Below are 14,595 nucleotides of genomic sequence, written 5' to 3'. Positions count from 1 at the left end.
ATTCATTACCGAGTCTCTATCATGTCCGAGCCGAAAAGGCTGTTTTTCGCCATTGAACTTCCCGGGGACGTTCAGCAGCAGATCGTGCACTGGCGCGCCGCCAGCTTTCCCGGCGATGCGGGTCGACCGGTGGCGGCGGCTAACCTCCATCTGACGCTGGCGTTTCTTGGCGAGGTGAGCGCGGACAAGCAGCGGGCGCTGTCAGCGATGGCCGGACGGATCCGCCAGCCGGGCTTTACCCTGACGCTTGACGATGCCGGGCAGTGGCTGCGTTCGCGGGTAGTGTGGCTGGGCACCCGTCAGCCGCCGCGCGGGGTGCTGCAATTAGCGAATATGCTGCGCGCCCAGGCCGCCCGCAGCGGCTGCTATCAGAGCCCGCAGCCGTTTCATCCGCATATCACCCTGCTGCGCGACGCGCGCCACGCGGTGCCGATTCCACCGCCCGGATTTAGCTGGGCGTTTGCGGTCAACGAATTTGTGCTCTACGAATCCAGCTTTAGCCGCGGGCGTACCCGCTATCAGGCGCTGGAACGTTATCCCTTCGACAAGGAAAGCTGATGCTGTTCACTCCTCCCCTGCAGTCCGCCACCCTGGTTAAACGTTACAAACGGTTTCTCGCCGACGTGGTCACCCCCGACGGCCGCGAGCTGACCCTGCACTGCCCCAACACCGGCGCCATGACCGGCTGCGCCGCGCCGGGCGATACCGTCTGGTATTCCACCTCAGATAATCCTAAGCGTAAATATGCCCACACGTGGGAATTAACTGAAACCGTAGAGGGCGCGACAATTTGTGTTAATACTCTACGTGCTAACACGTTGGCAAAAGAGGCGATTCTGGCAGGAAATATTCCCGAGCTTTTGGGCTATAACACGCTGAAAAGCGAAGTGAAGTATGGTGATGAAAGCAGCCGCATTGATATTCTGTTACAAGCAGATGACCAACAAAACTGCTATATTGAAGTGAAATCGGTTACGTTGGCGGAAAAGGAATACGGTTACTTCCCCGATGCGGTTACCGCACGCGGTCAGAAGCACCTGCGGGAGCTGATGAGCGTGGCGGCAGCGGGCGATCGGGCGGTGATTTTGTTCGCCGTGCTGCACTCGGCGATAGACCGTTTCTCACCCGCGCATCATATTGATGCCAGATACGCACAGCTATTGATTGAGGCGCAAAACAAGGGGGTGGAAATTCTCGCCTACAAGGCGGAACTTTCTACCGAGATGATGACTCTGAATAAGCCGATTACCGTGGTGTTAACCCCCGGTAAATAAACGGCTAAATAGTATTCGGGTCGCGAGCGCAAATACGCTTTTCCTCACAGGGTTGTCAAGTGTAACGTTTAGATAATTGCTATCCGGAAAAGCATCTGCTATTTATAGCGGCCTGATTTTTCCCCCAACACGGGGATCGATAGTGCGTGTTAAGGAGAAGCAACATGCAAGAAGGGCAAAACCGTAAAACATCGTCCCTGAGTATTCTCTCCATCGCTGGGGTGGAGCCGTACCAAGTGAAGCCGGGCGAAGAGTATATGAACGAAGCCCAGCTGGCGCACTTCAAGCGCATTCTTGAAGCGTGGCGTAATCAACTTAGGGATGAAGTGGATCGCACCGTAACGCATATGCAGGATGAAGCTGCTAACTTCCCGGATCCGGTAGACCGTGCCGCTCAGGAAGAAGAGTTCAGCCTGGAGCTGCGTAACCGCGACCGCGAACGTAAACTGATCAAAAAGATCGAGAAAACGCTGAAAAAAGTCGAAGACGAAGATTTCGGCTTCTGTGAATCCTGTGGCGTTGAGATTGGTATCCGTCGTCTGGAAGCGCGTCCGACCGCCGACCTGTGCATTGATTGCAAAACGCTGGCGGAAATTCGCGAAAAACAGATGGCAGGCTAATCACTTCGCTGATGCATCTCTGGCGGGAGCTTTCTCCCGCCCTGATGCTTTAGTCATACGATGACAGATTCCCACTACATCGGGCGCTTTGCCCCCTCACCTTCCGGCGAACTCCACTTCGGCTCATTGATTGCCGCGCTTGGCAGCTATCTGCAGGCTCGGGCGCAGAACGGTATCTGGCGCGTGCGCATTGAAGATATCGATCCGCCGCGTGAAGTCCCCGGCGCCGCCGAGACTATTCTTCGCCAGTTAGAGCACTTCGGCCTGCACTGGGACGGAGAGGTACTCTGGCAGTCAAAACGCCACGAAGCCTATCGTGAGCGCCTGGCCTGGCTACGCGAGCAGGGCCTCTGCTACTACTGCACCTGCACCCGCGCGCGTATCCACGCTATTGGCGGCCTTTACGACGGCCACTGCCGGGATTTACGCCTCGGCGCGGAAAACGCCGCTCTGCGCCTGCGGCAAACGCGTCCGGTCCTTGAATTTTATGACCAGCTACGCGGCACCATCGTCGCCGACGAACCTCTGGCGCGTGAAGATTTTATTATCCATCGCCGCGATGGGCTGTTCGCCTATAATCTGGCGGTGGTGGTGGACGATCATTTTCAGGGCGTCAGCGAAATCGTCCGCGGTGCCGATCTTATCGAGCCGACGGTGCGGCAAATTTCGCTCTATCAGCATTTTGGCTGGCAGGCGCCGGACTATATCCATTTGCCGCTGGCCCTCAATGCGCAGGGCAATAAACTGTCGAAGCAAAACCACGCTCCGGCGTTATCTACAGGCGATCCGCGCCCGGAAATTGTGCGGGCGCTAACGTTTCTTAATCAGGATGTCATTCAGGAATGGCAGACGCTGAGCATTGAGGATTTACTCAAGTACGCGATAGCGAACTGGCGGCCGGAACAAATCCAGCATTCTCAAATGCGTTCCGCTGAGCTATGATTAGCCGCTATTTTTTTGTCCTGAAGTCCGTCTGACACTACGAGGTGTACCATTTTTACCCGAGTCGCTAATTTTTGCCGTAAGGTGCTAAGCCGTGAAGAGCGCGAGGCAGAAGCCGCCGTCGAACAACTACATATGACGGTTATCCCGCGCGAGCAGCATGCAATTTCCCGCAAAGATATCAGTGAAAATGCCCTCAAGGTCATGTACAGACTCAATAAGGCGGGCTACGAATCGTGGCTGGTCGGCGGCGGCGTACGCGATCTGCTGCTGGGCAAAAAACCCAAAGATTTTGACGTCACCACCAACGCCACGCCGGAGCAGGTGCGTAAGCTGTTCCGCAACTGCCGTCTGGTCGGCCGTCGCTTCCGCCTGGCGCACGTGATGTTCGGGCCGGAAATTATCGAAGTCGCGACCTTCCGCGGCCATCACGAAGGCCACACCACCGATCGCGTCACCTCCCAGCGCGGCCAGAACGGCATGCTGCTGCGCGACAACATCTTCGGTTCGATTGAAGAAGACGCCCAGCGTCGCGACTTTACCATCAACAGCCTCTATTACAGCGTGGCGGATTTCACCGTCCGCGACTACGTCGGCGGCATGAAAGATCTGCAGGATGGCGTCATCCGGCTGATCGGCGATCCGGAAACCCGCTATCGCGAAGATCCGGTGCGCATGCTGCGCGCGGTGCGTTTTGCGGCGAAGCTCAGTATGAGCATCAGCGAAGAGACCGCCGAGCCGATCCCGCGCCTGGCGACGCTGCTGCACGATGTGCCGCCGGCGCGCCTGTTTGAAGAGGTGTTAAAACTGCTGCAGGCCGGCGACGGCTATCAAACCTATATTCTGCTGCGCGAATATAATCTGTTCCAGCCGCTGTTCCCGACCATTACCCGCTACTTCACCGAGCGCGGCGATAGTCCGATGGAGCGCATCATCAGCCAGGTGCTGAAGAATACCGATAACCGCATTCGCAACGATATGCGCGTTAACCCGGCGTTCCTGTTCGCGGTAATGTTCTGGTATCCGCTGCTGGAAACCGCACAGAAAATCGCCCAGGAGAGCGGGCTGGCCTACTACGACGCCTTCGCGCTGGCGATGAACGACGTGCTGGACGAAGCCTGCCGCACGCTGGCGATCCCGAAACGCATCACCACCCTGGTGCGCGACATCTGGCAGCTTCAGCTGCGGATGTCCCGCCGTCAGGGCAAACGCGCGTGGAAGCTGATGGAGCATCCCAAATTCCGCGCCGCCTACGATCTGCTGGAGCTGCGCGCCGGCGCCGAAAACAACAGCGAACTGCAGCGTCTGACCAAATGGTGGGGCGAGTTCCAGGTCGCCGCGCCGCCGGATCAGAAAGATATGCTGGATGATTTAGGCGACGATCCGGCTCCGCGCCGCCGCCATCGTCGTCCGCGTAAACGCGCGCCGCGCCGCGAAGGCAGCGCATGACGCTCGCTTATATCGCTATCGGCAGCAATCTGGCCTCGCCGCTGGAGCAGGTCAACGCTGCCGTTAACGCGCTGGCGGAAATACCGGACAGCCGAATAATAAGCGTTTCCTCTTTCTACCGTACGCCGCCGCTGGGGCCACAGGATCAGCCTGACTATCTCAACGCCGCCGTGGCGCTGGAAACGACCCTGGACGCAGACGCGCTGCTCAATCACACCCAGCGCATTGAGCTGCAGCAGGGCCGCACGCGTAAAGCTGAACGCTGGGGACCGCGCACGCTGGACCTCGACATCATGCTGTTTGGCAATGAGGTGATTAACACCCCGCGCCTGACCGTGCCGCACTACGATATGCAAAACCGCGGTTTTATGCTGTGGCCGCTGTTTGAAATCGCCCCTGAGCTGCGTTTCCCCGACGGCCCGGCGCTGCGCGACGTGCTGGCCAATCTCGGCGCGGAAAAACCCGCCGCCTGGTAATACCCCTTCATTTTTTAGCAATTACGGCGATCGTGGTAATCGGTTGCCTAAAACCATTGCCCCCCTGAATGCGGCTGCTAGAATGCCGGTTAAAATGACTTTCATCATCAGGAAACGTTATGAAACCGACCACTATCGCCCTGCTGCAGAAATGCAAACAGGAGAAGAAACGCTTCGCCACTATCACCGCCTACGACTACAGCTTTGCAAAGCTGTTTGCCGATGAGGGTATCAACGTGATGCTGGTCGGCGACTCGCTGGGCATGACGGTGCAGGGCCACGACTCCACCCTGCCGGTGACCGTAGAAGACATTGCCTATCACACGCGCGCGGTGCGCCGCGGAGCGCCCAACTGTCTGCTGCTCGCCGATCTGCCGTTTATGGCTTACGCCACGCCGGAACAGACCTTCGAGAACGCCGCCATCGTGATGCGCGCGGGGGCCAATATGGTCAAAATCGAGGGCGGCGCATGGCTGGCGGACACCGTGAAAATGCTTGCCGAGCGCGCGGTGCCGGTGTGCGGGCACCTCGGTCTGACGCCCCAGTCGGTGAACGTCTTCGGCGGCTATAAAATTCAGGGCCGCGGCGATGCCGGGCAAGTTCTGCTGGATGACGCGCTGGCGCTAGAAGCGGCGGGCGCACAGCTGCTGGTGCTGGAGTGCGTACCGGTCGAGCTGGCGAAACGCGTCACCGAGGCGTTAACCATCCCGGTGATCGGCATCGGCGCGGGCAACGTCACCGACGGGCAAATCCTCGTCATGCATGACGCATTCGGCATTACCGGCGGCCATATTCCCAAATTTGCCAAAAATTTCCTGAGCACAGCGGGCGACATGCGCGCCGCGGTACGGCAATATGTTGCCGAAGTGGAGTCCGGCGTCTATCCGGGCGAAGAACACAGTTTCCATTAAGGAGTGTTGTTGTGCTGATTATTGAAACCCTGCCGCTGCTGCGCCAGCATATCCGTCGTTTACGCCAGGAAGGCAAGCGCATTGCGCTGGTTCCCACCATGGGCAACCTGCACGATGGTCATATGAAGCTGGTTGATACCGCCAAAGCCAGCGCGGATGTGGTGGTGGCCAGTATCTTCGTCAACCCCATGCAGTTCGACCGCGCCGAGGATCTGGCGCGCTACCCGCGTACCCTGCAGGACGATTGCGAAAAGCTGAACAAGCGTAAGGTCGATTTTGTCTTTGCCCCTGCCGCGGCGGAAATCTATCCGCACGGCATCGAAAATCAGACTTACGTGGATGTTCCGGGGCTGTCGACGATGCTCGAGGGCGCCAGTCGTCCGGGCCACTTCCGCGGCGTTTCCACTATCGTCAGCAAGCTGTTCAACCTGATCCAGCCGGACGTCGCCTGCTTCGGCGAAAAAGACTTCCAGCAGCTGGCGCTGATCCGCAAAATGGTGGCCGATATGGGCTACGACATCGAGATTATCGGCGTGCCGATAATGCGCGCGAAAGATGGGCTGGCACTCAGTTCGCGCAACGGCTATCTCAGCGCAGACCAGCGCAAAGTTGCGCCGGGGCTGTATAAGGTGATGAATGGCGCGGCGGAGAAGCTGGCGGCCGGCGAGCGCAATCTTGACGAGATTATCGCGATTGCCGCGCAGGAGCTGAACGAAAAAGGCTTCCGCGCCGATGATATCCAGATCCGCGATGCCGACACGCTGCTCGACCTGACGGAAAACAGCCAGCGCGCGGTGATCCTGATGGCGGCATGGCTCGGCGAAGCGCGTTTGATCGACAACCAGATAGTGGCGCTCGTTCGGTAGACACGGGTTAAAAATCGGGCAATACTGCCTGGAATTTCCTCAAGGCGGGCGTCACGTCCGCTTTGTTATCGTTAAGCTTTAAAGGTAGACGTTATGATTCGTAATATGCTGCAGGGCAAACTCCACCGCGTAAAAGTCACGCAGGCCGACCTGCACTATGAAGGCTCCTGCGCTATTGATCAGGATTTCCTGGATGCGTCCGGCATCCTTGAAAACGAGGCTATTCATATCTGGAATGTGACCAACGGTAATCGTTTCTCCACCTACGCCATCGCCGCGGAGCGCGGTTCGCGAATTATCTCCGTGAACGGCGCGGCGGCACACTGTGCAAGCGTCGGCGATATTCTGATTATCGCCAGCTTCGTCACCATGCCTGACGAAGAAGCCCGCACCTGGCAGCCGAAAGTGGCCTATTTCGAAGGCGAAAACGAAATGAAGCGCCAGGCCAAAGCTATTCCGGTGCAGGTTGCCTGATCTACCCCTGCGGCTGGTTGCTTATCAGCCGCGACATTGTCTCCAGCGAATCCGTTCTTAATATATACAGCCTTTTCAACAAGAACGGATTATCGCCCGGCTTTACCTTCCCTCTCACCGTAGTCACCGCCAGATGAAAACCGGCGTCGTTGGCGGCCTGGACCGCCTTAGCGTTATAGCCGCCAAACGGATAAGAGAGATACAGTACGTGGGGGTTAAACTGCGCCAGCGCCCGCCGCGAATGCGCAAAATCAAACAGAATATTGTGATAGCTGCGGCTGAGGAGGATCGGATGACGTTCAGCATCAACCCGATGCAGGAAGTGGGTATGCGACTGCACGTCAAAGACGTCCTGGATCTGTTTTAGCTCGGAAATACTCATAAACTGCAGCGATTTCGGCGCCCATTTCTGCGGATGGCGCTTGATGCGCGACGAGATAATAAACGCCGTGGCGTGAAAGCCATACTGTTTGAGAATCGGGTAGGCATAGCGGTTGACCGACTTCAGCCCATCGTCAAAGGTGATCGCCACCGCACGCGCCGGAAGATTCACTTTATTACGCAGATAGCCTTCCAGTTGATACATGCTGAGCGTGGTGTAGCCCTGGTCGCGTAGCCAGGTCATCTGATTGCTGAAGGCGCGCACGGAAGTCGTCGTTGAGGTATGGCGAAAGCGGGTATTTTCTTCATCACGCAGGATATGGTGATAAGTCAGTACTGGGATGCCGTTATCTTCTTGCGCATCCAGACTGCTCACCCACGCCAGGCGGTTGCCGATACGAATCTGAAACCAGGTTTGATTAAGCCGATCTTTGAGTTTGCTGATAATCGGATAACGCAAATTATTCGCCAGGGTGCCAAATGGCGCGCTGCCCACGGCGGGGGCATCATAGATTGGCGTATCTTTCCAGGTAATGAGGTTTTGGTTGCTTAGAGGCTTATGCAGATCGCCAAGGCTATCCTCCACCCGCTGCTTACCCTGTACCGGCCCCAGGTGGCCTTTATCGATAAAGCCGGTCGCAAAGCCAAAATTAAACTCATAGTAATCCGCCGCCGTCGGTACTACCGCCAGAATTTGCCCTGCCCGCACGTTGCCGACGCTCACCACCTGATTGCCAACCTGCGCCCAGATATCCGCATCTTCGGTCGTTTGCATATAACGTGCCGGCACACCCTGCTGGCTTAACAGGCTGGCAGAGGCGCTTAGCGCCGTGAACAGGAGGAGTAAAGCAAGAATTCGGGCAAACATGCGCATCAAGCCGGTAGACAAGAACTGCCGTCATTGTAACAAAAGCCTCATCAATACCAACGCTTAATTCCCGTACGGCTCATGCAGTAGTCGAAACGGCGGATTTTTTTGCTGCTGATGCCAGAGGCTGCTCACCGCCGGGCCTCCGGCGCTGACAATGGCGTGTCGGAAGGCTTCGCTGCTCAGGTTCTGCCGCAGCAAATACATACATTCCAGTAATGAATAGTCGATCCCGGAAATCACTTCACAGTGGGTGTGCTTATGGCTCAGCAGCGCCGCCACGCGATAAGGCGCCGCGCCGGTTTTATCGGTCAGAAAAATGACCCCGTCTCCGCCGTCCGTCTCGTGCAGCGCATCGCACATCATGCGGCTCAGCATATTGCTGCTGAGATTACGCCAGTAGTTGACCGCCCGACACTGCGTCAGCGGCCCAAACTTTTTCTCCAGACGATCCAGCATCTCCTGCGCCAGTTCGTCATGACAGGTAATCACCCAACCTAACATCGCCCACCTCCTTAGCAGGCAAACAATGTAGCAAGGGAAGAGATGAATATCGGTGATGACAATCAAAATTGTTTGCCGGCGCTTCGCTGAACGGGGCTGCGAAGCGCCGTGGTTGGCTAAATTAGCTGCGAAGCCCGCGTCCGCGCTGGATCAGATACCAGCACAAGAGATAAAACGCGACGATAAACACCACCAGCACGCCGAAAGTGGTGGCGAGCGGAACATCGTTAATGCCGAGGAAACCGTAGCGGAAACCGCTGATCATGTAGACGATCGGGTTCAGATGCGACAGCCCTTGCCAGAACGGCGGCAGCAGGGTCAGCGAATAAAAAACCCCGCCGAGATAGGTCAGCGGCGTCAGCACGAAGGTCGGAATAAGGCTGATATCGTCAAAGGTTTTGGCAAACACCGCATTCAGCAGACCGGCCAGCGAAAATAGCACGGCGGTCAGCACCAGGGTCAGGGCGACGAATATCCATGAGTGAACCTGGAACGGTACGAAAAACAGCGAAATCGCCGTCACCAGAATCCCGACGCACAGACCGCGGGCAACGCCGCCGCCCACATAGCCGGCGATAACCACGTGGGTGGGAACCGGCGCGACCAGCAGTTCTTCAATATTGCGCTGAAATTTCGCGCTGAAGAACGAGGACGCCACGTTGGCGTAGGCGTTGGTGATCACCGCCATCATAATCAGGCCCGGCACGATAAACTGCATATAGGTGAAACCGTGCATTTCACCGATGCGCGAGCCGATCAGATTGCCGAAAATAACAAAGTAGAGGGTCATAGTTATGACCGGCGGCACCAGCGTCTGGATCCAGATACGCATAAAGCGGTGGATCTCTTTGGTCCAGATGCTTTTCAGCGCGACCCAATAAAGCTGCATCATGCTGATTCTCCTTTCCGGTCTTGGACCAGCGTGACAAACAGCTCTTCCAGACGGTTAGCTTTGTTACGCATACTTAATACCTGTACGCCCTGCGCGCTTAACTGAGTAAATACGCTGTTAATCCCCTGCTCACGCAGCACCTCAACCTCCAGCGTCGACGTATCAACCAGACGATACTGATAGCCTTCCAGTACCGGTAATGGGCTCTTAGGCGCCAGATCGAGAATAAAGGTTTCCGATTTCAGTTTGGATAGCAGCGCCTTCATCGAGGTGTTTTCCACCAGCTCACCGTTCTGAATAATGCCAATATTGCGACACAGCATCTCGGCCTCTTCCAGATAGTGGGTAGTGAGGATAATCGTCGTGCCTTTATCGTTGAGATCTTTCAGGAAGCCCCACATCGAACGACGCAGCTCGATATCCACTCCCGCCGTGGGTTCATCAAGAATCAGCAGCTTCGGCTCGTGCATCAACGCGCGGGCAATCATCAGGCGGCGCTTCATGCCGCCGGAGAGCATCCGCGCGCGTTCGTTGCGTTTTTCCCAAAGATCGAGCTGTTTAAGGTACTTTTCGCTACGGGCGATCGCTTCTTTGCGCTCGACGCCGTAGTAGCCCGCCTGGTGAATCACAATCTGCTGCACGGTTTCAAACGGGTTAAAGTTGAACTCCTGCGGCACCAGGCCGAGCTGGCGCTTGGCGTTCACCACATCCTTTTGCAGGTCATAGCCAAACACGTTGACCTCGCCGGAGGTTTTATTCACCAGCGAACTGATAATGCCGATAGTGGTGGATTTTCCCGCGCCGTTTGGCCCCAGGAGCGCGTAAAAATCGCCCGCCTCAACCTGCAGATCGATTCCGCGCAGCGCCTGAACCCCGCCGGGGTAGGTTTTTTTAAGCTGTTTTAATTCCAGAGCAATGGTCATTAAATGTCTCTTCTCGTGTCGTGACACGCGATGGGTTGTTTTAAAAAATGTGAGGTTAACCTATATTAGCGCAACGCACTTACTTGGTTACAGGCCCGTAAACATCCATGAACGATATAGATACACTCATCAGCAACAATGCACTATGGTCAAAAATGCTGGTGGAGGAAGACCCCGGTTTCTTTGAGAAACTGGCACAGGCGCAGAAGCCGCGCTTTCTGTGGATTGGATGTTCAGATAGCCGCGTCCCCGCTGAACGTTTGACCGGCCTGGAACCTGGCGAGCTGTTTGTACACCGTAACGTCGCCAACCTGGTGATTCATACCGATCTGAACTGTCTTTCCGTCGTGCAGTACGCGGTCGACGTACTGGAAGTTGAACACATCATCATCTGCGGCCACTACGGCTGCGGCGGCGTGCAGGCGGCGATTGAAAATACCGAGCTTGGCCTTATCGACAACTGGCTGCTGCATATTCGCGATATCTGGTTTAAGCACAGCTCGCTGCTGGGGGAAATGCCCGAAGAGCGCCGCCTTGATACGCTGTGTGAATTGAATGTGATGGAGCAGGTTTACAACCTTGGCCATTCAACGATTATGCAGTCGGCGTGGAAGCGTGGACAGAAGGTGACGATTCACGGCTGGGCCTACGGCATTCACGATGGCATGTTACGCGATCTGGACGTGACCGCCGTCAGCCGCGAAACGCTGGAGCAGCGCTATCGCCAGGGCATTTCCAACCTTAAAAGCAAGCACGTCAATCACAGGTAATTCACGCGCCCCTCTTAACTATCCCGGATAAGCCGGGATAGACACTCCGCGTTACTCGTCCAGCAGCGTCACTTTGCCGATATACGGCAGGTGGCGATAGCGCTGAGCATAGTCGATACCGTACCCCACCACGAACTCGTCCGGGATCGCAAAACCGACAAACTCAACCGGCACCTTCACTTCGCGGCGGCTTGGCTTATCGAGCAGCGTACAAATCGCCAGCGATTTTGGTTCACGCAGGCTGAGGATTTCACGCACTTTTGACAGCGTATTGCCAGAGTCGATGATGTCTTCCACGATCAGCACATCTTTACCGCGGATATCTTCATCCAGGTCTTTGAGGATTTTGACGTCACGGGTGGTGGACATGCCGCTGCCGTAGCTCGAGGCGGTCATGAAATCCACTTCATGGGGTACCTGAACCTCACGGCACAGGTCGGCCATAAACATAAATGAACCGCGTAATAGCCCCACCAGCACCATTTCGCTGCCGCTATCTTTGTAATGTTCATTAATTTGACGACCGAGCTCAGCGATACGGGCTTTGATCTCAGTTTCCGGGATCATCACTTCTACAGTATGTTTCATAAAACTAACCACTTGATTCTTAATGTAAATCATCAAAGCCGCTGCGATTGCACCGACGTTGACCGGCAAGCCACGCAGTATACCAGTAAAAAGAAATATGCGATGCAGTGATTAATAAAGCCCATTTTGTGATTCCGATCACACTTGTTAAATCCTATAATTAATTGCAGTTAAAAAATTAACAAACAAACGAGTGTCCTTCTATGGCAGAAACAAAATCTCAACAATCACGGCTACTCGTGACGCTGACGGCTCTTTTTGCAGCGTTCTGTGGCCTGTATCTTTTAGCGGGCGGGGCCTGGCTGGTCGCTCTTGGCGGCTCATGGTACTACCCTGTCGCAGGCCTGGTCATGCTGGGCGTCACCGTTATGCTGTTCCGCGGCAAGCGTTCTGCGCTTTGGCTGTACGCCGCGCTGCTGCTTGCCACTATGATCTGGGGCGTATGGGAAGTTGGTTTCGACTTCTGGGCGCTGACCCCGCGTAGCGACATTCTGGTCTTCTTCGGCATCTGGCTTATCCTGCCGTTTGTCTGGCGCCGCCTGCCGATTCCCTCCTCTGGCGCCGTTGCCGGGCTGGTTGTCGCCCTGCTGATTAGCGGCGGTATCCTGACCTGGGCCGGCTTCAACGACCCGCAGGAAGTCAACGGTACGCTGAGCGCTGATGCAACGCCAGCGGCCCCCATTTCCGACGTAGCCGATGGCGACTGGTCGGCGTATGGCCGCAATCAGGAAGGCCAGCGCTACTCGCCGCTGAAGCAGATCAACGCCGATAACGTGAAGAACCTGAAAGAAGCCTGGGTCTTCCGTACGGGCGATCTCAAGCAGCCTAACGATCCGGGTGAAATCACCAATGAAGTCACGCCGATTAAAGTGGGCGACACGCTTTATCTGTGTACCGCTCATCAGCGCCTGTTCGCGCTTGACGCGGCCACCGGTAAAGAAAAGTGGCATTTCGATCCGCAGCTCAACGCTGACCCCTCTTTCCAGCACGTGACCTGCCGCGGCGTTTCATATCATGAAGCCAAAGCGGATAACGCGCCGGCGGATGTGGTTGCCGACTGCCCGCGTCGTATCATTCTTCCGGTCAACGATGGTCGCCTGTTCGCCATCAATGCCGAAACCGGTAAGCTGTGCGAGTCCTTTGCCAATAAAGGCATTCTCAATCTGCAAACCAACATGCCTGTCACTACGCCGGGTATGTATGAACCAACATCACCGCCGATTATTACCGACAAAACTATCGTCATTGCCGGCGCCGTGACCGATAACTTCTCCACCCGCGAGCCGTCGGGCGTTATCCGTGGCTTTGATGTGAATACCGGTAAACTGCTGTGGGCCTTTGACCCGGGCGCGAAAGATCCCAACGCGATTCCTGATGATGAACATCATTTCACGCTGAATTCACCAAACTCCTGGGCGCCAGCGGCCTATGACGCGAAGCTGGATCTGGTCTACCTGCCTATGGGCGTAACCACCCCGGATATCTGGGGCGGCAACCGTACGCCTGAACAAGAGCGCTATGCCAGCTCCATCGTGGCGCTGAACGCGACGACCGGTAAACTGGCGTGGAGCTACCAGACCGTTCACCACGATCTGTGGGATATGGATATGCCGTCTCAGCCGACGCTGGCGGATATCGACGTCAACGGTAAAACCGTGCCGGTGATCTACGCTCCGGCAAAAACCGGTAATATTTTTGTCCTCGATCGCCGCAACGGTGAACTGGTTGTCCCGGCGCCGGAAAGACCGGTTCCGCAAGGGGCGGCGAAAGGTGACTACGTCGCGAAAACTCAGCCGTTCTCCGACCTGAGCTTCCGTCCGAAGAAAGACCTGACCGGCGCGGACATGTGGGGCGCCACCATGTTCGACCAGCTGGTGTGCCGCGTTATCTTCCATCAGCTGCGCTACGAAGGGATTTTCACCCCGCCGTCAGAACAAGGCACGCTGGTATTCCCGGGTAACCTGGGGATGTTCGAATGGGGCGGCATCTCCGTCGATCCGAACCGCCAGGTGGCGATTGCTAACCCGATGGCGCTGCCGTTTGTCTCAAAACTGATCCCTCGCGGCCCAGGTAACCCGATGGAGCAGCCAAAAGACGCCAAGGGTTCCGGTACCGAAGCCGGTATTCAGCCACAGTACGGTGTCCCTTACGGCGTTACGCTTAATCCGTTCCTGTCACCGTTTGGTCTGCCCTGCAAACAGCCAGCCTGGGGCTATATCTCCGCGCTGGATCTGAAAACCAACGAAGTGGTGTGGAAAAAACGTATCGGTACGCCGCAGGATAGCCTGCCGTTCCCGATGCCGATTAAGCTCCCGTTCACAATGGGTATGCCGATGCTGGGCGGTCCAATTTCGACGGCCGGCAATGTGCTGTTTATCGGCGCGACCGCGGATAACTACCTGCGCGCGTACAATATGAGCAATGGTGAAAAATTATGGCAGGCACGTCTGCCGGCGGGCGGCCAGGCGACGCCGATGACCTATGAAGTGAATGGCAAGCAGTACGTTGTCATCTCTGCGGGCGGTCACGGTTCGTTTGGCACGAAGATGGGCGACTATATCGTCGCTTATGCTTTACCGGACGACGCGAAGTAAAAAACAGAAGGCCCGGTTTCCGGGCCTTCTCTCTATGGTACATCTCTCTCTTTTCTATCGAAG

Annotated in this window: 16 protein-coding genes; 11 read left to right on the top strand and 5 right to left on the bottom strand. The window is 56.4% G+C overall.

The window, feature by feature from the left end; translation table 11 throughout:
• Positions 1-21 precede the first annotated feature (21 nt).
• The 9 genes from thpR to panD all read left to right on the top strand — a co-directional run bounded on the left by thpR (position 22) and on the right by panD (position 7,012).
• A complete protein-coding gene (gene thpR / locus CDA56_RS06035) occupies positions 22-558 on the top strand; it encodes an RNA 2',3'-cyclic phosphodiesterase (protein ID WP_014837425.1) in 537 nt (178 codons plus the stop codon).
• The gene (sfsA, locus tag CDA56_RS06030) at positions 558-1,274 is read left to right on the top strand and encodes a DNA/RNA nuclease SfsA (RefSeq protein WP_004098690.1); all 717 of its coding nucleotides are present in this window, start codon (positions 558-560) and stop codon (positions 1,272-1,274) included. The genes thpR and sfsA overlap by 1 nt, the downstream gene beginning before the upstream one ends.
• A 164-nt stretch (positions 1,275-1,438) precedes the next feature.
• Positions 1,439-1,894 (top strand): RNA polymerase-binding protein DksA, encoded by a 456-nt coding sequence (gene dksA, locus CDA56_RS06025; RefSeq protein WP_004098689.1) that lies wholly within the window; start codon positions 1,439-1,441, stop codon positions 1,892-1,894.
• A 60-nt stretch (positions 1,895-1,954) separates the two neighbouring features.
• On the top strand, positions 1,955-2,836 hold the full coding sequence (gene gluQRS / locus CDA56_RS06020) for a tRNA glutamyl-Q(34) synthetase GluQRS (RefSeq protein ID WP_064358588.1): 882 nt from the start codon (positions 1,955-1,957) through the stop codon (positions 2,834-2,836).
• A gap of 51 nt (positions 2,837-2,887) precedes the next feature.
• The gene (gene pcnB / locus CDA56_RS06015) at positions 2,888-4,285 is read left to right on the top strand and encodes a polynucleotide adenylyltransferase PcnB (protein ID WP_074188821.1); all 1,398 of its coding nucleotides are present in this window, start codon (positions 2,888-2,890) and stop codon (positions 4,283-4,285) included.
• Positions 4,282-4,761 carry a 2-amino-4-hydroxy-6-hydroxymethyldihydropteridine diphosphokinase gene (gene folK, locus CDA56_RS06010; RefSeq protein WP_064358590.1) on the top strand — a complete coding sequence of 160 codons (480 nt, stop codon included), beginning with the start codon at positions 4,282-4,284 and terminating at the stop codon, positions 4,759-4,761. The genes pcnB and folK overlap by 4 nt, the downstream gene beginning before the upstream one ends.
• Positions 4,762-4,880: 119 nt before the next feature.
• Entirely contained in the window at positions 4,881-5,672 is a 792-nt protein-coding gene (panB, locus tag CDA56_RS06005) for a 3-methyl-2-oxobutanoate hydroxymethyltransferase (RefSeq protein WP_004098680.1), read from the top strand.
• A gap of 11 nt (positions 5,673-5,683) precedes the next feature.
• The gene (gene panC, locus CDA56_RS06000) at positions 5,684-6,538 is read left to right on the top strand and encodes a pantoate--beta-alanine ligase (protein WP_032748013.1); all 855 of its coding nucleotides are present in this window, start codon (positions 5,684-5,686) and stop codon (positions 6,536-6,538) included.
• A gap of 93 nt (positions 6,539-6,631) precedes the next feature.
• Positions 6,632-7,012 carry an aspartate 1-decarboxylase gene (gene panD / locus CDA56_RS05995; RefSeq protein ID WP_004098675.1) on the top strand — a complete coding sequence of 127 codons (381 nt, stop codon included), beginning with the start codon at positions 6,632-6,634 and terminating at the stop codon, positions 7,010-7,012.
• A gap of 1 nt (position 7,013) precedes the next feature.
• Here the strand turns inward: panD and CDA56_RS05990 are convergent, their stop codons facing one another.
• The 4 genes from CDA56_RS05990 to CDA56_RS05975 form a co-directional block, all read right to left on the bottom strand.
• Positions 7,014-8,267, bottom strand: coding sequence for a polysaccharide deacetylase family protein (locus tag CDA56_RS05990; protein WP_025106512.1), 1,254 nt, complete (start codon positions 8,265-8,267; stop codon positions 7,014-7,016).
• A 57-nt stretch (positions 8,268-8,324) separates the two neighbouring features.
• Positions 8,325-8,765: a PTS sugar transporter subunit IIA gene (locus CDA56_RS05985; RefSeq protein ID WP_102803154.1), complete on the bottom strand. Its 441-nt coding sequence runs from the start codon at positions 8,763-8,765 to the stop codon at positions 8,325-8,327.
• Positions 8,766-8,886: 121 nt separating this feature from the next.
• Positions 8,887-9,657, bottom strand: coding sequence for an ABC transporter permease (locus CDA56_RS05980; protein ID WP_004098668.1), 771 nt, complete (start codon positions 9,655-9,657; stop codon positions 8,887-8,889).
• Positions 9,654-10,580, bottom strand: a complete 927-nt coding sequence (locus CDA56_RS05975; protein ID WP_103814178.1) for an ABC transporter ATP-binding protein — start codon at positions 10,578-10,580, stop codon at positions 9,654-9,656. Before CDA56_RS05975 ends, CDA56_RS05980 begins: the two co-directional genes overlap by 4 nt.
• 107 nt (positions 10,581-10,687) lie before the next feature.
• On the opposite strand from CDA56_RS05975, the gene can reads away from it, so the two are divergent.
• Positions 10,688-11,350: a carbonate dehydratase gene (gene can, locus CDA56_RS05970; protein ID WP_004098666.1), complete on the top strand. Its 663-nt coding sequence runs from the start codon at positions 10,688-10,690 to the stop codon at positions 11,348-11,350.
• Positions 11,351-11,401: 51 nt separating this feature from the next.
• Here the strand turns inward: can and hpt are convergent, their stop codons facing one another.
• Entirely contained in the window at positions 11,402-11,938 is a 537-nt protein-coding gene (hpt, locus tag CDA56_RS05965) for a hypoxanthine phosphoribosyltransferase (protein ID WP_014227950.1), read from the bottom strand.
• A gap of 203 nt (positions 11,939-12,141) precedes the next feature.
• Between hpt and CDA56_RS05960 the strand changes: the two genes are divergently transcribed.
• The gene (locus tag CDA56_RS05960; RefSeq protein ID WP_048262377.1) at positions 12,142-14,532 is read left to right on the top strand and encodes a glucose/quinate/shikimate family membrane-bound PQQ-dependent dehydrogenase; all 2,391 of its coding nucleotides are present in this window, start codon (positions 12,142-12,144) and stop codon (positions 14,530-14,532) included.
• Positions 14,533-14,595: the final 63 nt, after the last annotated feature.

The organism is Klebsiella michiganensis, from assembly GCF_002925905.1.
In the GTDB taxonomy this organism is placed as follows: domain Bacteria; phylum Pseudomonadota; class Gammaproteobacteria; order Enterobacterales; family Enterobacteriaceae; genus Klebsiella; species Klebsiella michiganensis.
This window is presented reverse-complemented; position numbering and strand designations above follow the sequence as displayed.